Source organism: Amycolatopsis sp. NPDC114505 (assembly GCF_055633615.1).
This window is the reverse complement of record NZ_JBVKDV010000003.1, coordinates 1,430,256-1,452,674: the sequence shown is the minus strand read 5'-3', so window position 1 is coordinate 1,452,674 and position 22,419 is coordinate 1,430,256. Positions and strand designations below refer to the sequence as shown.

22 protein-coding genes are annotated in these 22,419 nt (G+C 72.0%); 8 read left to right on the top strand and 14 right to left on the bottom strand.

What is annotated here, in order from left to right:
- Window positions 1-38 precede the first annotated feature (38 nt).
- Genes ACZ7OU_RS36000 through mftA form a run of 5 tightly spaced genes read right to left on the bottom strand, consistent with a single transcriptional unit; the run spans window position 39 to window position 3,026 of the window.
- Entirely contained in the window at window positions 39-800 is a 762-nt protein-coding gene (locus ACZ7OU_RS36000; protein ID WP_470258659.1) for a mycofactocin-coupled SDR family oxidoreductase, read from the bottom strand.
- Window positions 797-1,468, bottom strand: coding sequence for a mycofactocin biosynthesis peptidyl-dipeptidase MftE (gene mftE / locus ACZ7OU_RS35995; protein WP_470242793.1), 672 nt, complete (start codon window positions 1,466-1,468; stop codon window positions 797-799). The genes ACZ7OU_RS36000 and mftE overlap by 4 nt, the downstream gene beginning before the upstream one ends.
- Window position 1,469: 1 nt before the next feature.
- Window positions 1,470-2,636: a mycofactocin radical SAM maturase gene (mftC, locus tag ACZ7OU_RS35990; protein WP_470258658.1), complete on the bottom strand. Its 1,167-nt coding sequence runs from the start codon at window positions 2,634-2,636 to the stop codon at window positions 1,470-1,472.
- Window positions 2,636-2,929 (bottom strand): mycofactocin biosynthesis chaperone MftB, encoded by a 294-nt coding sequence (gene mftB, locus ACZ7OU_RS35985; RefSeq protein WP_470242791.1) that lies wholly within the window; start codon window positions 2,927-2,929, stop codon window positions 2,636-2,638. Before mftB ends, mftC begins: the two co-directional genes overlap by 1 nt.
- On the bottom strand, window positions 2,919-3,026 hold the full coding sequence (mftA, locus tag ACZ7OU_RS35980) for a mycofactocin precursor MftA (RefSeq protein ID WP_470242790.1): 108 nt from the start codon (window positions 3,024-3,026) through the stop codon (window positions 2,919-2,921). Before mftA ends, mftB begins: the two co-directional genes overlap by 11 nt.
- A 106-nt stretch (window positions 3,027-3,132) precedes the next feature.
- Here mftA and mftR point away from each other — a divergent pair, with 106 nt between their 5' ends.
- The gene (gene mftR / locus ACZ7OU_RS35975) at window positions 3,133-3,768 is read left to right on the top strand and encodes a mycofactocin system transcriptional regulator (protein ID WP_470258657.1); all 636 of its coding nucleotides are present in this window, start codon (window positions 3,133-3,135) and stop codon (window positions 3,766-3,768) included.
- Window positions 3,769-3,811: 43 nt separating this feature from the next.
- Here mftR and ACZ7OU_RS35970 read toward each other — a convergent pair whose 3' ends face one another.
- Complete coding sequence (locus ACZ7OU_RS35970) at window positions 3,812-4,249, bottom strand: SRPBCC family protein (protein ID WP_470258656.1); 438 nt, start codon at window positions 4,247-4,249, stop codon at window positions 3,812-3,814.
- Window positions 4,250-4,307: 58 nt separating this feature from the next.
- Between ACZ7OU_RS35970 and ACZ7OU_RS35965 the strand changes: the two genes are divergently transcribed.
- Entirely contained in the window at window positions 4,308-4,916 is a 609-nt protein-coding gene (locus ACZ7OU_RS35965) for a TetR/AcrR family transcriptional regulator (RefSeq protein ID WP_470258655.1), read from the top strand.
- 12 nt (window positions 4,917-4,928) lie between these two features.
- Here ACZ7OU_RS35965 and ACZ7OU_RS35960 read toward each other — a convergent pair whose 3' ends face one another.
- Window positions 4,929-5,603 (bottom strand): DUF4190 domain-containing protein, encoded by a 675-nt coding sequence (locus tag ACZ7OU_RS35960; RefSeq protein ID WP_470258654.1) that lies wholly within the window; start codon window positions 5,601-5,603, stop codon window positions 4,929-4,931.
- Window positions 5,604-5,733: 130 nt separating this feature from the next.
- Here ACZ7OU_RS35960 and ACZ7OU_RS35955 point away from each other — a divergent pair, with 130 nt between their 5' ends.
- From ACZ7OU_RS35955 to ACZ7OU_RS35945, 3 genes are all read left to right on the top strand, one after another.
- On the top strand, window positions 5,734-6,054 hold the full coding sequence (locus ACZ7OU_RS35955; protein WP_470242785.1) for a hypothetical protein: 321 nt from the start codon (window positions 5,734-5,736) through the stop codon (window positions 6,052-6,054).
- 92 nt (window positions 6,055-6,146) lie between these two features.
- On the top strand, window positions 6,147-7,775 hold the full coding sequence (locus ACZ7OU_RS35950; RefSeq protein ID WP_470258653.1) for a GMC family oxidoreductase: 1,629 nt from the start codon (window positions 6,147-6,149) through the stop codon (window positions 7,773-7,775).
- Window positions 7,772-9,346, top strand: coding sequence for a succinic semialdehyde dehydrogenase (locus ACZ7OU_RS35945; protein WP_470258652.1), 1,575 nt, complete (start codon window positions 7,772-7,774; stop codon window positions 9,344-9,346). The genes ACZ7OU_RS35950 and ACZ7OU_RS35945 overlap by 4 nt, the downstream gene beginning before the upstream one ends.
- Here the strand turns inward: ACZ7OU_RS35945 and ACZ7OU_RS35940 are convergent, their stop codons facing one another.
- From ACZ7OU_RS35940 to ACZ7OU_RS35920, 5 genes are all read right to left on the bottom strand, one after another.
- Window positions 9,347-10,117, bottom strand: coding sequence for an isocitrate lyase/PEP mutase family protein (locus tag ACZ7OU_RS35940; protein WP_470242782.1), 771 nt, complete (start codon window positions 10,115-10,117; stop codon window positions 9,347-9,349).
- A 35-nt stretch (window positions 10,118-10,152) separates the two neighbouring features.
- A complete protein-coding gene (locus ACZ7OU_RS35935) occupies window positions 10,153-11,601 on the bottom strand; it encodes a phospholipase D-like domain-containing protein (protein ID WP_470259032.1) in 1,449 nt (482 codons plus the stop codon).
- Between the two features lie 28 nt (window positions 11,602-11,629).
- Window positions 11,630-12,913, bottom strand: coding sequence for a phosphopyruvate hydratase (gene eno, locus ACZ7OU_RS35930; RefSeq protein WP_470242781.1), 1,284 nt, complete (start codon window positions 12,911-12,913; stop codon window positions 11,630-11,632).
- A gap of 120 nt (window positions 12,914-13,033) precedes the next feature.
- Window positions 13,034-14,602, bottom strand: coding sequence for an amidase (locus tag ACZ7OU_RS35925; RefSeq protein ID WP_470258651.1), 1,569 nt, complete (start codon window positions 14,600-14,602; stop codon window positions 13,034-13,036).
- Between the two features lie 23 nt (window positions 14,603-14,625).
- A complete protein-coding gene (locus ACZ7OU_RS35920) occupies window positions 14,626-15,585 on the bottom strand; it encodes a LysR family transcriptional regulator (protein WP_470258650.1) in 960 nt (319 codons plus the stop codon).
- 82 nt (window positions 15,586-15,667) lie between these two features.
- Here ACZ7OU_RS35920 and ACZ7OU_RS35915 point away from each other — a divergent pair, with 82 nt between their 5' ends.
- Genes ACZ7OU_RS35915 through ACZ7OU_RS35905 form a run of 3 tightly spaced genes read left to right on the top strand, consistent with a single transcriptional unit; the run spans window position 15,668 to window position 19,034 of the window.
- The gene (locus ACZ7OU_RS35915) at window positions 15,668-16,366 is read left to right on the top strand and encodes a succinate dehydrogenase cytochrome b subunit (protein WP_470258649.1); all 699 of its coding nucleotides are present in this window, start codon (window positions 15,668-15,670) and stop codon (window positions 16,364-16,366) included.
- Window positions 16,366-18,294 (top strand): fumarate reductase/succinate dehydrogenase flavoprotein subunit, encoded by a 1,929-nt coding sequence (locus ACZ7OU_RS35910; protein ID WP_470258648.1) that lies wholly within the window; start codon window positions 16,366-16,368, stop codon window positions 18,292-18,294. The genes ACZ7OU_RS35915 and ACZ7OU_RS35910 overlap by 1 nt, the downstream gene beginning before the upstream one ends.
- A complete protein-coding gene (locus tag ACZ7OU_RS35905) occupies window positions 18,291-19,034 on the top strand; it encodes a succinate dehydrogenase/fumarate reductase iron-sulfur subunit (protein WP_470258647.1) in 744 nt (247 codons plus the stop codon). The genes ACZ7OU_RS35910 and ACZ7OU_RS35905 overlap by 4 nt, the downstream gene beginning before the upstream one ends.
- A gap of 32 nt (window positions 19,035-19,066) precedes the next feature.
- Here ACZ7OU_RS35905 and ACZ7OU_RS35900 read toward each other — a convergent pair whose 3' ends face one another.
- Both ACZ7OU_RS35900 and ACZ7OU_RS35895 read right to left on the bottom strand, forming a co-directional pair.
- Window positions 19,067-19,615 carry a DUF1062 domain-containing protein gene (locus ACZ7OU_RS35900; protein ID WP_470258646.1) on the bottom strand — a complete coding sequence of 183 codons (549 nt, stop codon included), beginning with the start codon at window positions 19,613-19,615 and terminating at the stop codon, window positions 19,067-19,069.
- A 184-nt stretch (window positions 19,616-19,799) separates the two neighbouring features.
- Window positions 19,800-22,394 carry an ATP-binding protein gene (locus ACZ7OU_RS35895; protein WP_470258645.1) on the bottom strand — a complete coding sequence of 865 codons (2,595 nt, stop codon included), beginning with the start codon at window positions 22,392-22,394 and terminating at the stop codon, window positions 19,800-19,802.
- Between the last annotated feature and the right edge of the window lie 25 nt (window positions 22,395-22,419).

Genomic DNA, 22,419 nt, shown 5'->3' with positions numbered 1-22,419 from the left:
CAAACCAGCCGCGCCGATCGGCACCTCACCCAACGCGGTCACAGGGCCAGCCCTCCGTCCACCGGCACCACCGCGCCGGTCGTCGCGCCGCTCTCCGGGGCCGCCAGGAACGCCAAGACCCGGGCGATCTCCGCCGGCTCCAGCAACCGGCCCACCGGCTGCTGGGCCGCGAACTCCCTTGCCCCCGGCAGGCCGTACAGCCGGGCGCTCTCCGCGAGGATCGGCGTGTCCGTCGAACCAGGGCTGACCGCGTTGGCCGTTACCCCCGTGCCGCCCAGCTCGACACCCAGCGCTCGGATCAGCCCCGCCACCCCCGCCTTCGCCGCGCAGTACGCCGCGAGCATCGGCAATCCGCTCGTCGCCGCCGCGGAGGCGACTGCCAGGAACCGTCCCGACCTCGGCTGCGGACGGCGCAGCAACGCCGGGATCGCCGCCCGGGCCAGGTTGACCACCCCGCGCAAGTTCACGTCGAACACCGCGTCCTCCTGCTCCGGTGGCACCTCCCACAACGGCACGCCGCCGGCGATCACTCCCGCGGCCGCGATCGCGACGTCGAGGCCGCCCCAGCGGTCTTCCACCGAGGCCACCGCCGCGGCCAGCGCCGAGGGATCCCGGACGTCGGCGACGAACGTCTCCGACGAGACCTCGGCCAGTTCTGCCGACGACCCCAGCGCGTACGGCAACGCGGGGTCGTCGGCGGCGATGTCGACCGCCAGCACCGCGTACCCCTCGCGCGTCAGGTGCCGGACCGTCGCGGCTCCGATCCCGCGGGCCGCTCCCGTGACGAGCGCGGTCCTCATCGCCAACCGTCCACTTGGGACACCAGCTCATCAGTCATCTCGTCCAGTAAAGTGAGGCCTTCCGCGGCCGTCGCGGTGGTCGGGTCGCCGAGCACGCCGATCCGGCTCACCGCGCGCACCCCGCCCTCCAGCAGCAGCGGCAGCACCTCGCTCAGGGGACGGCAATCGCCCGCGGTCGCCTGGTCCATGCGCACTACCGCCGGCCGTAAAGCCAACTGCAGCGCCGTTTCCGGGCGTCCGGCGTGCGGGTCGCCGTCCCAGTGGGGCTGGAACACCTCGACGTCACGGGACTCCGCCCGCAGCCGCGCGACGGCACGCGCGACCGGTGCCGCGTTGCCGCCGTGCGCGGAGACGAACAGCAGCCGCGTGAACGTCTCCGCCGCGGACCGGCCCAGCTCCAGCAGGAGCAGCTCCGTCGCGGCCTGGCCGATCGACAGCGTCCCGGCGAACCCCGCGTGCTCGCCGCTGGAACCGAACGCCACCGCCGGCGCCACGAGGACGTCCCGGACGGCGGCGAGCCGGTCGCACAGCGCGAGCGCGATGTCGGTGTCGGTCGAGAGCGGCAGGTGCGGGCCGTGCTGCTCGGTCGCGCCGACCGGCACGGCCAGGATCGCGCCGGACGTCGCCCGCGAAGCGACGTCCGGCCAGGGCAGGTCCGCGAGCCGCACGTCAGTTCCTGAATCCCGCGAGCGGGTTCTCGTCGCAGGCGCGCTCCGGCGGGCGGCGCATCCCGATGGTGACCGGGACCGGCTGGCGCTTCCGGTGGGAGTGGTCGAGCGACGGCTTCGGGACGCTCGTGACGCCCGCGAGAGCCAGCTCGCCGTGCCCGCGCACGCATTCCGGGTCGGGCCCGTCGAGCGGGAGGCCGGTGAAGAACTTCGCCGCCATGCACCCGCCGCGGCACGCGTCGAACGCCGAGCACGACTCGCACGCGCCCCCGCTCTGCGGCGAACGCAACGACGTGAACAGCTCGGACTCCCGCCACACGGGGGTGAAGCCGGCGTCCCGGACGTTGCCGGCGAGGAAGGTCTCGTGGATGGCGAACGGGCACGCGTAGACGTCGCCGACCGGGTCGACCAGGCACACGACGCGCCCGGCCCCGCACAGGTTCAACCCGGGCAGGTCGCCCTCGCCGTAGCCGGCGAGGTGGAAGAACGAGTCGCCGGTCAGGACGTTCTCGCCGTGGGCCACCAGCCAGTCGTACAGCGAACGCTGCTGGGCGGCGGTCGGGTGCAGCTCGTCCCAGGTGTCGGCGCCCCGGCCGGACGGACGCAGCCGCGTGATCCGCAGCTGGGCGCGGTAGCGGTCGGCGATGGCCTTGAACGCGTCGAGCTGGCCGACGTTGTGGCGCGTCATCACCACGGAGATCTTGAAGTTCTCGAAGCCCGCGTCGGCCAGGTTCCGCATCGCGCGGATCGCCGTGTCGTACGAACCGGGGCCGCGGACGTGGTCGTTGACCTCGGCGGTGGCGCCGTCGAGGGAGATCTGGACGTCGACGTAGTCGCTCGCCGCGAGACGCCGGGCGACCTCGGGTGTGATCTTGACGCCGTTGGTGGAGAACTTGACGCCGACGTGGTGCTCGGTGGCGTAGTCGACGAGCTCCCAGAAGTCCGGGCGCACCGTCGGTTCGCCGCCGCCGATGTTGACGTAGAAGACCTGCATGCGCTCGAACTCGTCGATCAGCGCTTTGCACTCCGCGGTGCTCAGCTCGCGCGGGTCGCGCCGTCCCGAGGAGGAAAGGCAGTGCACACAGGAAAGGTTGCAGGCGTAGGTCAGTTCCCAGGTGAGGCAGATGGGCGCGTCGAGCCCGTACTGGAATTCGTCCACAAGGGACATCAGAGACTCCTCGGCTGGATCATGTGCGAGGCGGCGAGGGCGGCGAGCGCCGCGCGGTACCTCGGCAGCTCCCCGGCTCCGACGCCGGCTTCGGCGCAGGCCGCGCGCGCGTCCGGGTGCCGGGCGAGGCCGCGGACGACGTCCAGGAGCGTCGGGTTCTTCAGGAAGGAAAGCCGGCGGGTGCCGAAGTGGTACAGCAGGGCGCCGAACCGCTCGGGCCGGATCGAGACCCGGTCGTCCAGGCGCCACGCGCCGTCCAGGTCGAAACCCGCCGGCGAGACCTCAGTAGACACCGCACATGCCGTCGATGGAGACCTCTTCGACCAGGAGCTCCTCGGTGAGGGCCTCGTCGGTCGCGGCGGGTTCGGTGGTGGGGGCGTTCTCGGTCATCCTGACTCCTTCGGCAGTGATGATTTTCGGCACTGAGTGTCGAATAGACGGGAGAGTAGTGTCACCTCGTGTCAATAATCAAGGCCCTCGACGAAACGGCACCCGGATGACCGATGAGATGCTCGCCCGGCCCGCGAACCGGCGGGGCCGCCCGCCGGGCACCAGCGCCCGGGAGCTCGAGGTCGCCGCGCTGCGGCTGTTCGGCGAACAGGGCTTCCACGAGACGACCGTCGACCAGATCGCCACCGCGGCCGGCGTCAGCAGGCGCACGTTCTTCCGGTACTACGACGCCAAAGCCGACGTGCTCTGGAACGAGTTCGACACCGAGGTCGCGACGATCCGGTCCCTGCTCGCCGAGTCCCCGGCGGACCTGCCGGTGTTCGACGCGGTCCGCCGCGCGGTGCTCGAGGCCAACCACTACCGCGCGGACGACGTGCCGGAGCTGCGCCGGCGCATGACGCTGCTGAGCACGGTCCCGGACCTGGCCGCGAGCGCGGCGGTCCACTACGACGCGTGGGAGCGCGCGGTGAGCGCGTTCGTGGCCCGCCGGTCCGGGCAGCCGGAGGATTCGCTGTACCCGCTGGTGGTGGGACGCGCGGTGCTGGCGGCCTGCCGCGCGGCGTACGACCGGTGGTCCGCCCGCGCCGACGCCGATCTGACGGTGTACCTGGACGCGGCGCTGCGGGCTCTCGCCGCCGGGCTCACCGACGACGTGCTGGGGATGGAGCCGGACCCGGTGTAGGAGTGAGGGTCCGGTCCGTCGGCGGGGGAATGTCCGGTGGCCGTTACCAGTCGCGTTCGGCGAGGACGCCGGGCAGGCCCTCGGTGAGCATCCGGCGCCGGACCCGGTGCAGCAGCCGGGACATGAAGAACCCGCCGGCGCCGCGGAACCCCGTGTGGCGGTAGGTGAGGCGGGTGCCGGTCGCCGTGTCGTCGAGGTGGTACGTCACGGTGCTGGGCGCGTCGGCTTCCTGGTTGCGCCAGCTGAAGCTCAGGAGCTCGGGCGCGTCGGCGGCGAGGATTTCGCAGCGGACGATGCCGTCCCAGCCCGGGACCGGCCGGCCGACGAACCGGAACTTCGTGCCGACTTCGGGTGCGAAGCCTTCGGGCCGGCCGCCGCGGCCGGTCGACGTCCACCGCGGCACCAGTGCCGGGTCGGTGAGGGCGCGCCAGACCCGGGTGCGGGGCTGCGGGTACTCGCGGACGATCTCGAACTCGCTCATCCAGTCACTCCATTCGCTACAGTCACTGTAAACAGTACTCCTGCTGTACGATGTGCTGGTGCTGAAACCCGAGACGCTGCGGGAGCGGCGGAAGCGCGAACTGCGGCAGCAGCTGTCGGACACGGCGACGGTGATGTTCCTGGAGCGCGGGTTCGACGCGGTCCGCGTCGCCGACGTCGCGCGCGCGTGCGGGGTGACGGAGAAGACGGTCTTCAACCACTTCGGCAGCAAGGAAGCGCTGCTCGCCGACCGCTGGGACACCCAGGTGGACGCGCTGCGCACGCGGCTCGCCGACACGCCGCCCCTGGACGCGGCGCTGGAGGTGCTCGGCGGGGAGCTGGACTTCCTCGTCGCGTCGGCGCGTCGGCACAGCTGGGCGGAGGTCCGCCGGTTCGGCGAGCTGATCCGGACGACGCCGGCGCTGGTGGCCCACCAGCGCGCGGCCCGCGAGCGGCTGACGGAGGCCGCGGTCGAGGCACTGGCCACCCGAGCGGGCACGACCCCCGACGACCCGGTCGTCCGCATCACGGCGGCGGCGGTCACGGGGCTGTGGAACGTGTACGCGCTCAGCCTCCAGCGTCACCAGCCGAGCGGCGCGACCCGGGCGGCCAGGGAGGTCCGCGCCGATCTTGCCCGGGCGGCCGACGCCCTGCGGCGAGGACTCTGACCGCTCGCCGGGTCAGTGGGGGAGCGGTGCGGTCAGCTGCTTGTCCGCCGTGACCTGGAAGGTGCACACCGCAGCGGACTTCCCGGCCAGCCAGGCCTTGCTGTCGGGATAGAAGACACCCACCGAGGCTTCGACCGGCGGAACGTACCCCGCCCCGAAGACCGCCGTCCGCTGGGTGTCGCAGCCGGCCTTCGCCTGGGCCTCCAGGGTGTCCTCGCTCGGGTACTCGCCCTCGAAATAGCCCTTCAGCGGCACCGTCGCGAACGCCTCGCCGTCGTGCGGCACCGTGCACGCCACCTTCGTCGCGTCGAGGCTGTACGCCGGCGGCGCCGTGTAGCACTCGCCCGGCTTCAGGCCGACGATCGTCGGGGTCGTTCCCAGCAGCTCGGCGCGGTTCACCAGGACGATCACGCCGATCGTCAGCGCACCGACCCACACCAGGCTGATCACGATCCCGGCGATCGCCATCCCGCGGCCGGTCTGGTTCGTCCGGCCGATCTGCACCAGCGCGATGATGCCGAAGATCAGGCCGAGCACCAGCGAGAACCCGCAGACGCCGAGGATCCCCAGGATCAGCGACGCGACCGCGAACGTGTTGCGCCCCCGCGGGCCGGGTGGGGCCGGGGCGACCTGCATCCACTGCGGCGGGTTCGGCGGGTACTGGGAAGACGGATACTGCGAAGACATGGATCCCCCTCGAACGGACGCCGCCGGATGGACGCCCGGACTGAGCATAGTGGCGGATCGTGACGCGATGTCACACTTGGCCGCTTGTCGCTCGATGGGGTGACTGCCTACAGTTTCGCGAGGAGGCAGCATGCGCGCGAGACGGCGGTCGATCCGGTTCAGCGGCACGGAAGTCACCATCAGCGCGGCCCTCAAGGACGGCTTCTTCGGCGACGACCGCAAGCACACCTTCAGCGTCACGAAGATCAAGAGCATCAGCAACTCCGAGCCCGGCTTCTCCCGCCCCGGCCGGCTTACGTTCTCCGTCGAAGGCGCGTCCACCGAAGTCGTGAAGAACCCGGCGAGCGGGGGCGACCAGGTCGACATGAACACGTTCTGTTACGGCAGCCTGGACACCCGGCGGGTGCGCAAGCTGGTCGCGGAGATCAAGAAGGCCATGGGCGGTACCTAGGCGTACCCGTTGCGCTCCGAGGCGGCGAAGCTATACCGTGAGCAAACTAGAACAGGTTACAGTTTGTGGCGGAGCCGGACCGAGGAGCGGACATGGCGAAGAAGGCGCCGCGCGGCGACGAAGCCGACTACGTCGTCGTCGGGTCGGGGAGCTCGGGGGCGGCGATCGCGGGGCGGCTGGCGCAGTCCGGGGCCAGCGTGATCGTCCTCGAAGCGGGGAAGAGCGACGAGCACCTGCTGATCAAGAAGCCCGGGTTGGTGGGCCCGATGCACGCGGTGCCCCAGCTCAAGAAGCCCTACGACTGGGGCTACTGGGGCGTGCCGCAGAAACACGTTCTCGATCGCCGGATGCCGGTGCCGCGGGGCAAGGTCGTCGGCGGCTCCAGCTCCATCAACGGCATGGTCTACGTCCGCGGCAACCGCGCCAACTTCGACTCCTGGGCCGCCGAGGGCAACACCGGCTGGGACGCCGACAGCGTCAACGCCGCCTACAAGCGCATGGAGGACTTCGAGGACGGCGAGAACGCGTTCCGCGGCGCCGGCGGCCCGATCCGGGTCACCCGCAACAAGATCCCGCAAGAAGGCTCGCTGCAGTTCATCGACGCCACGTCCGACGCCCTCGGCTGCAAGATCCTCGACGACTACAACGCCGAGTCGCAGGAAGGCGTCAGCCGGATGCAGCAGAACGCTGCCGACGGCCTGCGCTACAGCGCCTCGCGCGGCTACCTCCACCACCTCGCCCCGCCGACGCTCCAGCTCCAGACCGGGGTGCTGGCGAAGAAGGTCGTCTTCGAGAACGGCCGCGCCGTCGGCGTCGAGGTCGTCGACGGTGGCCGGGAACGCGTCGTCCGCGCCGGCAAGGAGGTCATCCTCTCCGCCGGGTTCGCCGGCTCCGCGCAGCTGCTCATGCTGTCCGGGATCGGCCGCGCCGAGCACCTCAAGGAACACGGCATCGACGTGCTCGCCGACCTGCCGGTCGGGGACAACATGCACGACCACATGTTCCACGCGCTGACGTTCCACGTGTCCTCCAGCAAGAACAAGGGCTCGGCGCCGTACTTCGCCCGCGGCCTGGCCCGCGAGCTGCTGCGGCCCGGCACGACGTTCCTCGCGAACTCCGTCTTCGAGGCGGTCGCGTTCCTCCGCACCTCGCAGGCCGGCGCGGTCCCGGACCTGCAGCTGCACCTCCTGCCGTGGGCGTACGTGTCGCCCAACCAGGACGCGCCGATCCGCCACGACGTCGACACGCGTCCCGCGCTCACCGTGCTGACGACGCTCATCTACCCGAAGAGCCGCGGCACGCTCCGGCTCGCCTCGGCCGATCCCACGGCCGCGCCGCTCATCGACTTCCAGTACCTCTCCGACCCGGCCGACCTGGAAGTGCTCGGCGAAGGCTCGGAGATGGCGCGCGAGATCTTCGCGTCGAAGGCGTTCAAGGGCGCGGTCAAGGAGGAGATCCACCCGGGCGCGAACCTGCGCGGCCAGGCGCTGCGCGACGCGATCCTGAACCGCGCGACGTCGGTCTACCACGGCGTCGGCACCTGCCGGATGGGCGTCGACGAGCTCGCCGTCGTCGGCCCCGACCTCAAGGTGCGCGGTGTCGAGGGCCTGCGTGTCTGCGACGCCTCGATCATGCCGTCGATCACCGGCGGCAACACGAACGCGCCCGCCATCATGATCGGCGAAGTGGGCGCTCAGCTCGTCTTGGGGAGTGGATCGTGACGGTGACCCCGCTCGAGCTCAGCCGTCCGGCGTCGGTGACCGACGCGTTCCTGCGGCAGCTGGTCGCCCGCGTGCCCGGATCGTCGGGCGAGACCTGGAAGCTCACCGAGGTCTACACCGGCGAGGCGCTCGTCGAGCTGCCGCAGTCGACGCCGGCCGACATCGAGCGGGCGTTCGCCGTGGCCCGCGAGGCACAACGCGAGTGGGCGGCGACGCCGCTCAAGCAGCGGCTGGCGGTGTTCAAGCGGGCGCACGCGCTCTTCGTCGACCGCGCGCGGGCCGTCGCCGACCTCATCCAGGTCGAGAGCGGCAAGAACCGGCGGATGGCGATCGAGGAGACCTGCGACCCCGCCATGGTGATGAGCCACTACCTGCGGCGGGCGGCCAAGCTGCTGGCGCCGACCAAACGCGGCGGCCCGGTGCCGATGCTGACGTCGTCGACCGAGGTCCGGCAGCCCAAGGGGGTCGTCGGCATCATCGCGCCGTGGAACTTCCCGTTCGCCACCGGCATTTCCGACGCGATCCCGGCGTTGATGGCCGGCAACGCGGTGGTCCTGAAGCCGGACAACAAGACGGCGCTTTCGCCCCTCTACGGCATCGCGATGCTGGAGGAGGCCGGCCTGCCGGAGGGCCTGTTCCAGGTCGTCTGCGGCGAGGGCCCCGACGTCGGCCCGACGCTCATCGACCAGGCCGACTACGTGATGTTCACCGGCTCCACGGCCACCGGGCGCGTGATCGGCGAGCGGGCCGGGCGCAACCTCATCGGCTGCTGCCTGGAGCTCGGCGGCAAGAACCCGATGATCGTCCTCGACGACGCCGACATCGCCGAAGCCGTGCGGGGCGCCATCTTCGGCGCGTTCGGCAACACCGGCCAGATCTGCATGCACATCGAGCGGATCTACCTGCCGGAGTCCCGTTACGACGAGTTCAAGGACGCGTTCGTGGCGGCGACCGAAGCGCTGGACGTCCGGGCGGCCTACGACTTCGGGCCCGACATGGGCTCGCTCGTCTCGCCCGACCACATGCGCCGCGTCAAGGAGCACGTCGACGACGCCGTCGCGAAGGGCGCGACCGTGCTGTGCGGCGGCAAGCCGCGTCCTGACCTCGGGCCGGCGTTCTTCGAGCCGACGATCCTCGAAGGCGTCACGAAGGACATGGTCTGCGGCGTCACCGAAACCTTCGGGCCGGTGATCGCACTGCACCGGTACCGGACCGTCGACGAGGCCGTCGAGCTGGCCAACGACACCGACTACGGCCTCAACGCCTCCGTCTGGAGCCGTGACATCGACGCCGCGCGGGCGGTCGGCGCGCGCCTGGAGTCCGGCAACGTCAACATCAACGACATCCTCGCGACCGCCTTCGCCGCGAAGGGGACGCCGTCCGGAGGCGTGAAGAGCTCCGGGGTCGGCGCCCGCCACGGCGACCAGGGCCTGCTCAAGTACACCGACGGGCAGAACCTGGCCGTGCTGAAGAAGCAGGTGATGGGCCCGCGGCCCGGACAGGGCTACGAGAAGTACGTCGAAAGCATGCTGTCCGGGCTGAAGCTCATGCGTCGCCTGCGGATCCGCTGATCAGTTGAGCTTGCGGGTGTCGGCGGGCAGGCCGCCGCCGGCGTAGACGTCTTCGGCGAGCTTGGCCAGCGCGGTCAGGGCGACGTTCTGGCTCCACGGGCCGTAGGACACGCGGGAGACGCCGAGCTCCTGCGCGCGCTTGAGGGGGATCGAGCCGGGGATGCCGATGAGGTTGACCTTGCGCTCGCCGAGTTCCTCGACCAGCCGCGCGACCTGGGCCTCGTCGAGCTTGCCGGGCACGAAGAAGTTGGACGCGCCCGCGTCGAGGTAGGCGCGGCCGCGGGTGATCGCCTCGGTGAGCGCGGTCTCGGGGTCGGTCTTGATGAAGGCGTCGGTGCGGGCGTTGAGCACGAAGTCGACGCCGGCCTTCTGCGCGGCCTCGACGGCGGCTTCGACCGCCTTGACGGCTTCACCGAGGGGCTTCATCTGGTCTTCGAGGTTGGCGCCGACGGCTCCGGCCTCGATGGCCCGGGCGATGGTGCCGCCGGGGTCGCCGTAGCCGGCTTCGAGGTCGGCGGTGACGGGCAGGTCGCCCGCCGTCCGCACGATCAGCGCGACCTCGGCGATCATCTCGTCACGCGGGATCTTCTCGCCGTCCGGGTAGCCGCGCGAGGCGGCGATGCCGTGGCTCGGGGTGGCCAGGGCCTGCGTGCCGGGCGTCTCGGCGACGACCTTGGCGGTGATCGCGTCCCAGACGTTGACGACGAGCAGCAGCTCGGGCGCGGCGTGCAGCTCCTGCAACCGGGTGGCCTTTTCGGCGGTGGAGGTCATGCCGCCCAATCTAGGGCGCGCGGGCGGTCTTCGCTTCAGCCGTCGACGAGGAGTCCACGCAGTGGTCCCTGCAGCCGGCCCGATCGCCGGGAGACGCCGGGGAGCAGCACGAGCCGGTGGGTGCGGGGTTCGCCCCGGTTCTCCCGCTCCAGCTGCTCCTCGGCCAGGGGCCGCCAGAGCCGGTCGACGACGTCGGCCGGGTCGCCGTCCACCTCGGTCACGTCCCGGCCGAGGTGCTCGGCCCACAGGCGCAGCCGCGTCGTGCGGGCCAGCCGGGCGTCGTCGGTCGCGATGTTGACCTCGGTGTCGTTGAACAGCGAGTGCTCGTTGAGGTTCGCCGACCCGACGGTCAGCCACTCGTCGTCGACGATGCCGAGCTTCGCGTGGACGTAGACGGGGGAGGAGGCGTCCCCGTCATGCGCGCTGATCGTCGTCGCGAGCAGGCGGCCGTGGCCGTCGTCGGCGTCGAGGAGCCGGCCCAGCTGGCCGCGGGTGGTGTCGGCGCCGTTGCTCGGCTTGCGGGGGAGCAGCAGGACCATGCGGAAGCGGTCGTCGGGCGGGTTGCGCAGCTTGTCGAGGAGCACTTCGGCGATCTCGGGCGACCAGAGGAACTGGTTCTCCAGGTAGACCAGCCGCCGCGCCGACCGCAGTGCCCGCAGGTACCCGTCGAGGATCGTGAACTCGCCCTTCGGGGCGAAGTCGTAGGTCGAGTTCGGGATCGTGCGCAGCAGCTGGACGCGGGTACCGCCCGCGGGCCCCGGCACCTTCGGCGGCGGCAGGTACTCGCCCGCGACCTCCGTCCACCGCCGCGCGAAGTGGTCCGCGACGTCGGCGACGACCGGCCCTTCGAGCCGGGTGGCCAGGTCGTGCCAGCCGATCGGCCGCGGCGGGTGGTCCGGGCTGTCGTGCCGGTCGCCCTCCAGCGCCGTGAAGTCGACGCCGCCGACGAACGCGACCTCGCCGTCCACGATCACGAGCTTTTCGTGGTGGCAGTGCATGGTCCGCTCCCGGGAGTCCAGCACGCAGCGCACGGCCGAGCCGTCGGTGAACTTCCGCTGCTCTCGCCGCGCGAGACCGCGCGACGGCTGGAACGCGGGCACGGGCGGCCCGGCCCACAGCAGCACGCGCACCCCGACACCCCGGTCGGCGGTTTCGGCGAGCAGTTCCCGCAGGGTGGGGGAGCCGGGCTCGCGGGTCAGCCGGAAGTCGGCGCTGGCGTGCCAGTTGGCGAGGTGCACGTGGGACTTCGCGCCCCGGATGGACTTCTCGATCGCCGGGAGGACCTCCTCGCCGTCGATCAGCACCTCGACGCGGGTGCCGTCACGGACGGCCGCCCGGCCGCCGAACCGGTCGCCGCCCGGCTCGAGCACGTCACCCCACCCCAGCGCGCGCAGCCGCCGCCGGTGGTGGGCGCACAGGACGTGCTCGAGCCCGTCGCCGAGCCGTTCGTCCACCTTGTCCAGGAAAGAGTTCACCCGTCCTATGTGACTACAGATCGGCCCGGTCCGCCGATCAGCGGCTGCCGCGGAGGGTGGCGCGGCCGGCGTACCGGGCTTCGGCGCCGAGCTCCTCCTCGATGCGGATGAGCTGGTTGTACTTGGCCGTGCGGTCGGAGCGGGACAGCGAACCCGTCTTGATCTGGCCGCAGCCGGTGGCGACGGCGAGGTCGGCGATCGTGGTGTCCTCGGTCTCGCCGGAACGGTGCGACATGACGGCCGAGTAGCCCGCCTTGTGCGCGGTGTCGACGGTCAGCAGCGTCTCGGTGAGCGTGCCGATCTGGTTGACCTTGATCAGGATCGAGTTCCCGATGCCCCGGTCGATCCCGTCCTGCAGCAGCTTGACGTTGGTGCAGAAGACGTCGTCGCCGACGAGCTGCACGCGGTCGCCGATGCCGTCGGTGAGCTGCTTCCAGCCGTCGTAGTCGTCCTGCGCGAGGCCGTCCTCGATGGAGACGATCGGGAAGCGCGTGGTCAGGTCGGCGAGGTAGGCGACGTGCTCCTCGACGCTGCGCTTGATGCCCTCGCCGCGGTAGTCGTAGACGCCGTCGGCGTAGAACTCCGACGCGGCCGGGTCGAGCAGCAGCGCGATGTCCTCGCCGGGGGTGTAGCCGCTTTCCTCGATCGCGCGGACGACGAACTCGAGCGCTTCGTCGGCCGAAGCGAGGTTGGGCGCGAAGCCGCCTTCGTCGCCGACGTTGGTGCCGTGGCCGGCCTTCTTCAGCGACGCGCGCAGGGTGTGGAAGACCTCCGAGCCCATCCGCACGGCCTCGGCGAAGGTCTTCGCGCCGACCGGGCCGATCATGAACTCCTGGAAGTCGATCGGGTTGTCGGCGTGCGCGCCGCCGTTGACGATGTTCATCATCGGCATCGGCAGCTGGTGGGCGAAGACGCCGCCGACGTAGCGGTACAGCGGCAGGGTGTTCGCCGCCGCGGCGGCCTTGGCGACGGCCAGGGAGATCCCGAGCGTGGCGTTGGCGCCGACGCGGGCCTTGTTGGGAGTGCCGTCCGCCGCGATCAGGGCGGCGTCGACCTCGGACTGCGCTTCGGCGTTCAGGCCGATGACCGCGTCGGCGAGTTCGGTGTTGACCGCGGTGACGGCCTTGCGGACGCCCTTGCCGTGGTAGCGGGCCTTGTCGCCGTCACGGAGCTCGACCGCCTCCCGCGTGCCGGTGGAGGCACCCGACGGGACGGCGGCCCGGCCCAGCGAGCCGTCTGCCAGCACGACGTCCACCTCGACGGTCGGGTTGCCCCGGCTGTCGAGGACTTCACGACCATGAACACGGGCGATTGCCGTCATTCCAGCTCCTTGAAGGTGTTCCCCAGGGGCGCCGGCGGCGCTGCCGTGCGCGGGTCCGCGACGCAGGCTAGCAGAGGGTGACTGAATCGATAAGGCTCAATTCTCGTGGGTGTCGACGGCTCAGGAGCCGAGAGTCGGAAGGAAGGCCGGTGCCCGGCGCGCTGGGGCGGCGCGCTCGAACGCCGCCGCCAAGGCGAGGACCCGGGCGTCGGCCCAGCGGCCGGCGAAGAACGACACGCCGATCGGCAGCGGGCCCGCGAAGCCGGCCGGGACCGACACGTTCGGGTAGCCCGCGACGGCCGCCGGCGTCGACGAGCCGAGGACGAACGCGTCGCCCGCGGCGTAGTCCGTCTTCCACGCCGGGCTGTTGGTCGGCGCGACGATCGCGTCCAGGTGCAGGCGCGAGAGCGTCTCGTCGATCGACCGCTGCGCCAGCGAGGTGGCCGTCGCCCGCTGCTGCCGGTACGTCGGGTCGTTCGGACCGGGCGCGGCCGCCGCCTGCTCGAACAGCTCCTGGCCGAACTTCGACAGCTCCACCGGGTCGCGCCGGTTGAACGCGATCAGCTCGTCGAGCGTGGCGGGGTGGCCGGGCCGGTGCGTGAGGTAGGCGTTGAGATCGCGCTTGAACTCGGTGAGCAGCGCGGGGGTTTCGGCCGCGCCGATCTGGTCCTGGTATGGCAGATCGACGTCGACGACCGTCGCGCCGCGAGCGATCAGCGTTCGCACGGCGTCGCCGGTGACGCGGTCGACGTCGGCGTCCAGGCCGGCCAGCCGCCACACGCCGATCCGGGCTCCGCGCAGGGCGTCCGGGCGCAGGAGGGCCGCGTAGTCCCGCGGCTGCCCGGCGGGGATCGCCGCCGTGGCGGGGTCGGCCGGGTCGCGGCCCTGCAGCACCGACAGCGTGACGGCGGCGTCGACGACGTGGCGCGCCATCGGCCCGGCGGTGTCCTGTTCCGCCGAGATCGGCACGACGCCGGTGCGGCTGACGAGCCCGAGTGTCGGCTTCTCGCCGACGACGTCGTTGGCGCCCGCCGGGCACACGATCGAGCCGTCGGTCTCGGTGCCGATCGCGACCTGCGCGAGCGTGGCCGCGACGGCGGCGCCGGAGCCCGACGACGAGCCGCACGGGTTGCGGTCGAGGACGTAGGGGTTGTTCGTCTGGCCGCCGATCCCGGACCAGCCCGACGTCGAATGCGTCGACCGGAAGTTGGCCCACTCGGACAGGTTCGTCTTGCCGAGGATCACCGCACCGCCGCTCCGCAGCCGGTTCACCAGCGCCGCGTCGGCGGCCGGCCGGCTGCGCGGCAGGGCCCGCGAACCCGCGGTCGCCGGCTGCGCGCGCGTGTCGATGTTGTCCTTGAGCAGCACCGGGATCCCGTCCAGCTGCCCGAGCGTGTGGTGCGCGCGGCGGCGGGCGTCGCTGGCGGCGGCGGCGCGGAGCGCACCCGGGTCGACGGCGACCACCGAGTGGACCTTGCCGTCGACGGCGTCGATGCGGTGGAGGTAGGCCGTGGTCAGCCGGACGGCGGTGAGGCCACCGTGGTCCATCCGCTGCTGGAGTTCGGGGATGGTGGCGGCGTCGAGGTCGAAACCCAGGCCGGTGGAGGCGGCGGCGGAGACCGGGGCCACGAGGGAACCGGCGAGGACGACGAGCACGGCGGCCGAGCGCAGACGATTCACGGCGTCCATGGCACTCCGGAACGCCCCCGCGGTCAACCCTCCGTTGGTCGGGCACCCCCTCTGCCCGGAAGGACTCTGTCCACAAGGGACTCGATACCGGGCGGGAGGCTCGCGCGGTCGGCCACGAACCCGACGATCGCGGTGCGCAGCGCGCGCACGGCCCGGGTGGGCTCGACCTCCTTGCGGTAGGCCAGCTGCACGATCCGGGTCATGCCCGCCTCCGGCGCGAAGCGGGTCATCAGGAAGCGCTCACCCGCCACGGTGCTCGGGACCACCGCGGACCCGACGCCGGCGCGCACCAGCTCCAGCACGGCGTCCATCTCGCCGCCCTCGATCGCGAACGACGGCTCGAACCCGGCCGCGCGGCAGGCGTTGACCGTCGCCTCCCGGACGTCGTAGCCGCGCCGGAACATCACCAGCGGGACGTCGGCGAGCTCACGGACGTCGATCCGGGCCTTCCGAGCAGGCGCGTCCACGGGGGAGATCACGACCAGCTCCTCCAGCAGCAGCGGTGTCGCCGCCAGGTGGGGGTCGCCGGACATCCGGGCACCGGCCAGCAGGGCCAGGTCCAGTGCGCCTTCGGCCAGCCGCTGCCGGAGGTCGCCCGACCCGCTTTCGTGCAGCTCCAGCTGGATGCCCGGGTACCGGCGGCGGAACGCCGAGAGCATCGCGGGCAGCAGACCCGTGCACAGGCTGGGCGGCGCGCCGAGCCGCACGCGGCCGCGGTCGAGCTCGTCCAGCTCCCGGATCGCGAGCCGCGCGGATTCGGTCTCCGCCAGGATCCGCCGCGCGATCGGCAGCAGGACCTCGCCGGCTTCGGTGAGCGAGACGTTGCCGCGGATCCGGTGGAACAACGGCGCGCCCAGGTCGTGTTCGAGCGTGCGGATCTGCTGGGACAGCGAGGGTTGCGCGACCCGCATCTCTTCGGCGGCGCGGGTGAAGTGCCGGTGCTCCGCGACGGCGACGAAGTAGGCGAGCTGGTGCAGCTGCATGACCCCACGATAGCTGTTCACTATCGAATGCAGAGCTATCATGTCTTTGACCTCTGGTGAAACCGCTCTTACCGTCGATCGGGTGGTAACTGACCTCGAGCGCCGTTCGACCGTCCGCCGGTTCTGGGACTCGACGATCGGCAAGAAGATCGTCATGGCGGTGAGCGGCGCGCTCCTGCTCGCGTTCGTGTTCGCGCACATGGTCGGCAACCTCAAGACGTTCCTCGGTGCCGACGACCTCAACCACTACGCGCACTGGCTGCGGACCATCGGCGAGCCGGTCCTGCACTACGCGTGGTTCCTCTGGATCCAACGTGTGGTCCTGCTGATCGCGCTCGTCCTGCACGTCACGGCGGCGGTGCAGCTGGTCCGGCGCGACCTCCGGGCGCGGCCGGTGGCCTACGTCCACCGGCGGCCGGTGCGCGCGACCTTCGCGGTGCGCACGATGCGTTGGGGCGGCGCGACGCTGGCGGTGTTCGTCGTCTGGCACATCCTCGACTTCACCGTGGGCACGGTGAACCGGGACTTCGTGCCCGGTGACCCGTACCACAACCTCGTCGCGGACTTCCAGGTCTGGTGGGTCAACGTGATCTACCTCGTGGCGCTCACCATGCTGGGCCTGCACATCCACCACGGCTTCGCCAGCGCCGCGCGCACCCTGGGCGTCACCAGCGCGCGGCGGGAACGGGCGATCAAGATCCTCGGCAGCACGACGGCGGTCGTGATCGCGGGCGGCTACGCGCTCGTCCCGGTCGCGATCATGACGGGACTGGTGGACTGATGTCCGACTACACGACCGGCGACCCGATCGCCGACACCAAAGTACCCGCGGTCGCACTGGAGAACCGCTGGGACGAACGGAAGTTCGCCGCGAAGCTGGTGAACCCGGCGAACCGGCGCAAGCACCGCGTGATCGTCGTGGGCACCGGGCTCGCCGGCGGGTCGGCCGGCGCGACGCTGGCCGAGCAGGGCTACCACGTCGTCCAGTTCTGCTTCCAGGACTCGCCGCGGCGGGCGCACTCGGTGGCCGCGCAGGGTGGCATCAACGCGGCGAAGAACTACCGCAACGACGGCGACTCGGTTTACCGCCTCTTCTACGACACGGTGAAGGGCGGCGACTTCCGGTCGCGGGAGTCCAATGTGTACCGGCTGGCGCAGGTCTCGGCGCAGATCATCGACCAGGCCGTGGCGCAGGGCGTGCCGTTCGCACGGGAGTACGGCGGCCTGCTCGACACCCGGTCGTTCGGCGGCGTGCAGGTCCAGCGGACGTTCTACGCGCGCGGCCAGACGGGGCAGCAGCTGCTGATCGGCGCGTACCAGGCGCTGTCCCGGCAGATCGACGCCGGGAACGTCGAGCTGCACCCGCGCACGGAGATGCTCGACCTGGTCGTCGTCGACGGCCGGGCGCGCGGCATCGTCGCGCGCGACCTGGTGACCGGGGAGATCGAGACGCACCTCGCCGACGCCGTCGTCCTCGCGACCGGCGGCTACGGCAACGTCTTCTACCTCTCGACCAACGCCAAGGGCTCCAACGCGACGGCGATCTGGCGCGCGCACAAGCGCGGCGCGTACTTCGCGAACCCGTGCTTCACCCAGATCCACCCGACGTGCATCCCGCGGTCGGGCGAGCACCAGTCGAAGCTGACGCTGATGAGCGAGTCGCTGCGCAACGACGGCCGGATCTGGGTGCCGAAGCTGAAGGGGGACGAGCGGCCGCCGGGGGAGATCCCCGAGGACGAGCGCGACTACTACCTCGAACGGCTGTACCCGAGCTTCGGCAACCTGGTGCCGCGCGACATCGCGTCGCGCGCGGCGAAGAACGTGTGCGACGCCGGTTTCGGCGTCGGTCCCGGCGGCCTGGGCGTCTACCTGGACTTCGCCGACGCGATCGAGCGCATGGGCCGCCCGGCGATCGAAGCCCGCTACGGCAACCTCTTCGACATGTACCAGCGCATCACGGCGGAGGACCCCTACCGGACGCCGATGCGGATCTACCCGGCCATCCACTACACGATGGGCGGGCTGTGGGTGGACTACGACCTGCAGAGCACGATCCCCGGGCTGTTCGTCATCGGGGAGGCCAACTTCTCCGACCACGGCGCCAACCGGCTCGGCGCGTCGGCGCTGATGCAGGGCCTCGCCGACGGCTACTTCGTGCTCCCGGCGACCCTCAACGACTACCTCGGCGGCACCATTCTGGAGTCGGTGTCCCCGCAGCACAACGAGGTCACGCGGGTGGAAACCGAGGTGCGCGACCGGATTTCGCGGCTGCTCTCCGTTCAGGGGACGCGCTCGGTCGACTCGTTCCACCGCGAGCTGGGCCTGCTGATGTGGGACCACTGCGGGATGTCCCGCAGCCGCGAGGGCCTGCGCAAGGCGCTGGACCGGATCCCGGGGCTGCGCGCGGAGTTCTGGCGGGACGTCCGCATCCCCGGCGTCGCGGGGGAGCTGAACCAGGAGCTGGAGAAGGCGAACCGGGTGGCGGACTTCCTGGAGCTGGCCGAGCTGCTCCTGATCGACGCGCTCGCGCGGGAGGAGTCCTGCGGCGGGCACTTCCGCGAAGAACACCAGACCGCCGACGGCGAGGCTCTGCGCGACGACGAGCACTTCTCGTACGTCGCGGCGTGGGAGTACGGCGAGAAACCCGTGCTGCACCGCGAAGAGCTCGTCTTCGACCACGTTCACCCGACCCAGCGGAGCTACACGTGAAACTCACCGTCCGCATCTGGCGGCAGGCCGGCCCGGCCACCGAGGGCCGGCTGGTGTCCTACCCGGTCGACGACCTCGGCCCGGACATGTCCTTCCTCGAGCTGCTGGACGTCCTGAACCAGGAGCTGATCGCGAACGGCGAAGAGCCGGTGGCCTTCGACCACGACTGCCGCGAAGGCATCTGCGGCTCGTGCGGCGTCGTGATCAACGGGCAGGCGCACGGCCCGGAGCGCACGACGTCCTGCCAGCTGCACCTGCGGTCGTTCGAAGACGGCGACGTCGTCGACGTGGAACCCTGGCGGGCCAAGGGGTTCCCGGTGATCAAGGACCTGGTCGTCGACCGGTCGGCGCTCGACCGGATCGTCCAGGCGGGCGGGTACGTCAGCGCCCCGACGGGCAGCGCCCCGGACGCCCACGCGACACCGGTGCCCAAGCCGGACGCGGACCTGGCGTTCGACAACGCGACGTGCATCGGCTGCGGCGCCTGCGTGGCGGCGTGCCCCAACGGCTCGGCGACGCTGTTCACCGCGGCGAAGGTGACGCACCTGAGCCTGCTGCCGCAGGGACAGCCGGAACGCGCCCGGCGGGTGCTGGACATGGTGGACGCGATGGACGCGGAGGGGTTCGGCGGGTGCACGAACACCGGTGAGTGCGTGGCGTCGTGCCCGAAGGGGATTCCGTTCGCGAGCATCGCGAGCCTCAACCGGGAGTTCCGGAAGGCGAGCCGCTCGGGTCGGTGAGCGGCTCGCCTTCCGGGTTAAGCGTTGAGCGTTCAGCGTTTCAGCGTGAAGGTGAAGTCGCCGGAGAGCTTGCCGCCCAGCCGGACCGCCGAAACCACCCTCCCTTCGGTGATCAGCCGCTCCACTTCGGCCCGCGAAAGACCGCACCCTTCGGCGATCAGCCGCGCGGGCCGGACCGGGATCGGTGCGGCGAAGCGGACCGCGACGTCGATCACCTCGCGGTCCCGGAGGTCCGCTCCACCGGTCTCGAGGCGCCAGACGCCTTCCCAGTCGAGGGCGATGTGGTTGCGGCGTCGCAGCACCGGGTCCCGGAGCAGCTCGGCGGCCAGGCCGGGATCGTTTTCGTGCAACCGGTCCAGCAGCTCGGGCCGGACGGAGCGCACGTTCACGCGGTCCAGGACCGTGAGCTTCACGGTGTCCCCGCACCCGGTGCAGAGCGCGAGGAGCCAGGCGTCGAGGAGCTTGTGGTTGGCGTTGACGCGAAACTTCCCGCTCGTCCGGAAGCGTTCGGCCGCGCAGACGTGGCAACGGCGGAGGACGAGCGGCAGGCAGGTGGGGATGACCACCCAGTTTTCGAGCACAGCAAATACACCCGTTCCAGTGAGAAATCCGCAGCAAGAAGAAGCGCGGCGCACAGCGCGACGCGCGACGATTCAGCACTCGGGAGGTCTCACAGGGTGTACAACGGCGGGCCCTTCGGCAGGCGGCGGGTTCGTAGCACGGTAGTGGCGCACCGCGGTGCGGCTCCACCGGTTTTCCGGCGCCCTAGCGCAGGGGCAGGTCCCGCAGCTGACGCCGGGACGTGATGCCGAGCTTGCGGAAGATGTTGCGCAGGTGGGCGTCGACGGTCCGCGGGCTGACGAACAGCGTCGCGGCGACCTCTTTGGACGTGGCGCCGTCCGCGACCAGGCGGGCGATGTGCACTTCCTGGACGGTGAGGGCGTCCGACGCCGGGGCCGAGCGGCTGCGGGCGCGTTCCCCGGTGGCCCGCAGTTCGCCCGCCGCCCGGGCGGCGAAGGCTTCCGCGCCGAGCTCTGTCAGGATTTCGTGGGCCCGGCGCAGTTCGGTCCGCGCGTCACGGCGTCTTCCCCGGCGGCGCAGCCATTCCCCGTAGACGAGGTGGGCGCGCCCGGCGCTGACCGCCATCGGGCTCGCGGCCAGCAGCGAGACCGCCTGCCGGTACGCGTCTTCGTCGTCGTGGACGAGGGCGCGTGCGTACGCTTCGATGCCCCGCCCCCAGGAGTTCGTGCCCACGCGTTCGGTCAACGCCGCGAGCGCGGTGCGGGCGTCGTCCGCGGAGCCGCCGCGGACGGCCGCTTCGACCAGTTCGGGCAGGGCCAGGCCCGCGAGGCCGAGATCGCCGCTCGCGACGGCCTCCCGGGCCGCCGTCAGCGCCGCGGGGTAGTCGGCGAGGCCGTTGTTCAGGACGGCGGCCGCGTACCGGACGCTGAGACTCATGTGCGGCCCGACCTCGGCGAACAGCTCCTCGGCGGCTTCGCGCCGGCCGCGCAGCGCCGCCAGGTGGAGGCGCGGGTAGACCAGGGGAGCGGCGCCGGTGGCCTCCGCGATCGCCTCCTCCTCGGAGACCATCTCCTTGGCCGCCCCGAAGTCCCCGGCGTGGGTGGTGAAGGTGGCGAGCATGGCCAGCCCGATCGGGAGCCGGTGGAAGGACCCGGACTCGCGGCCGGCCGCGGTGACCCGCGCGGCGATGGCGTGCATGGCGTCGGCGTCCCACAGCTCGACCGCGAGCAGGTAGCCCAGCGTGGGCCAACGCTCCCACGCCGGGTCGGTGCTCTCGGCCACGATCGCGCGCAGCGCCGCGGCCCGGTGGCCCTGGCCGGCCAGGGCGACCACGCCGTCCAGCACGACGTCGGTGCCGGTGGTGAGCCCGGGCGCGGGCGGGGCGGTCCGCGCGGCGTCGAGGACCGCGTCGAGGCCACCGGTCAGCACGCCCATCTCGAGGGCGTCCACGAGGATCGCGCGTGCCTCGCCCGGCTCCTTGTCCGCGAGCCGGGCGGCGGCGCGGAGCAGGTGTTCGGTCGGGACGTCGTCGCCGCGGAACCGGGCGAACGAAAGCCGGCCGCGCAGGAGGTCGGCGCGCGGATCGTCGGGGGCGGCGGTGGTCAGCAGTTCGGCCGCGACGTCGAAGTCCCCGGCCGACAGCTTGGCCTCGGCCGCGGCCAGGACCCGCTCGGCCCGCCGTCCCGGGTCGACCGTCAGCGCCGCCGCCCGCTCCAGGAACGCCGCCGCCGCGGCCACCCCGCCACGGGCCTGCGCGCGGGCCGCCGAATCGGCGAGGGCCGCGGCGACGTCTTCGTCGGGCCCGGCGCAGGCCCGCGCGCGGTGCCAGGCGACGCGGTCGGGGTCGGTGAGCGGGTCGCTGACCCGCGCCAACGCGTCATGGGCTTGCCGGCGTTGCGCCTCGGTGGCGGCCCGGTAGACCGCCGAGCGGGCCAGCGGGTGCGCGAACCGGACGCGGGTGCCGAACTCGACCAGCGGGACGTCGGCCGGCGCCTCGATGCCCAGGAGCTCCGCCGCCCGCCACAGCAGGCCCGGATCGCCGACCGGCTCGGCGGCGGCCACGGTCAGCAGCAGCCGGACCGGCGGGGTCAGGCCTTCGAGCCGGGCCTGGAAGCTCCGTTCGGCGGCGGCCGGGGCGGGCAGGCCGAAGCCGCCGGCCAGCCCGGTCAACCCGGCCGTCGCGGCCAGCTCCACCAGGGCGAGGGGGTTGCCGCGAGCCTCGGCCAGGACGCGATCGCGGACGCGGTCGTCCCACGGCGCCCGGATCTCGCGGTCCAGCAGGGCCCGCGCCGCCGCCTCCCCGAGCGGCTGGACGTCCACAGTGGACAGAGTGGTGAGCTCGGCCGGGCTTTCGCGCGCGGCGAAGACGATCGCCACGCGCTCGGCGGCCACCCGGCGGGCCACGAACGCCAGCGCCCGCGCCGAGGCGCGGTCCAGCCAGTGGGCGTCGTCGACCAGGCACAGCAGCGGCCGGTCGTGCTCCAGCAGCAGGCCGAGGGTCGCGACGCCGGCGAGGAACGGGTCGGGCGTGCCGGTGTCCGTCCCGAACGCGATCCGCAGCGCCGTGCGGTGCGGGGCCGGGAGCGCGTCGAGGTGCGTCAGCACGGGCACGCACAGCTGGTGCAGCGCCGAGTACGGCAGCTCGGTCTCGAACTCGGCCCCGGCGGCCCGCACGACGAGGAACTCCGGCGCGGCGCCGGCGAGCCGCGTCAGCAGGGCGCTCTTGCCGATCCCCGCCTCACCACGGACCACGACGGCGCTCCCGCGCGACTGCCGCGCGTCGTCGAGGAGTTCCTGGAGCCGCGCCGTCTCGCGGCGACGTCCGAGCAGTGCGTCCATAGGCCACCGAGGATGCCCGAAGATC

Coding starts and splice junctions, on each gene's coding strand:
- ACZ7OU_RS36000 (WP_470258659.1), bottom strand. CDS start 800: ATGAGGACCGCGCTCGTCACGGGAGCGGCCCGCGGGATCGGAGCCGCG.
- mftC (WP_470258658.1), bottom strand. CDS start 2,636: ATGTCCCTTGTGGACGAATTCCAGTACGGGCTCGACGCGCCCATCTGC.
- mftA (WP_470242790.1), bottom strand. CDS start 3,026: ATGACCGAGAACGCCCCCACCACCGAACCCGCCGCGACCGACGAGGCC.
- mftR (WP_470258657.1), top strand. CDS start 3,133: ATGACCGATGAGATGCTCGCCCGGCCCGCGAACCGGCGGGGCCGCCCG.
- ACZ7OU_RS35970 (WP_470258656.1), bottom strand. CDS start 4,249: ATGAGCGAGTTCGAGATCGTCCGCGAGTACCCGCAGCCCCGCACCCGG.
- ACZ7OU_RS35960 (WP_470258654.1), bottom strand. CDS start 5,603: ATGTCTTCGCAGTATCCGTCTTCCCAGTACCCGCCGAACCCGCCGCAG.
- ACZ7OU_RS35955 (WP_470242785.1), top strand. CDS start 5,734: ATGCGCGCGAGACGGCGGTCGATCCGGTTCAGCGGCACGGAAGTCACC.
- ACZ7OU_RS35950 (WP_470258653.1), top strand. CDS start 6,147: ATGGCGAAGAAGGCGCCGCGCGGCGACGAAGCCGACTACGTCGTCGTC.
- ACZ7OU_RS35940 (WP_470242782.1), bottom strand. CDS start 10,117: ATGACCTCCACCGCCGAAAAGGCCACCCGGTTGCAGGAGCTGCACGCC.
- eno (WP_470242781.1), bottom strand. CDS start 12,913: ATGACGGCAATCGCCCGTGTTCATGGTCGTGAAGTCCTCGACAGCCGG.
- ACZ7OU_RS35925 (WP_470258651.1), bottom strand. CDS start 14,602: ATGGACGCCGTGAATCGTCTGCGCTCGGCCGCCGTGCTCGTCGTCCTC.
- ACZ7OU_RS35920 (WP_470258650.1), bottom strand. CDS start 15,585: ATGCAGCTGCACCAGCTCGCCTACTTCGTCGCCGTCGCGGAGCACCGG.
- ACZ7OU_RS35910 (WP_470258648.1), top strand. CDS start 16,366: ATGTCCGACTACACGACCGGCGACCCGATCGCCGACACCAAAGTACCC.
- ACZ7OU_RS35895 (WP_470258645.1), bottom strand. CDS start 22,394: ATGGACGCACTGCTCGGACGTCGCCGCGAGACGGCGCGGCTCCAGGAA.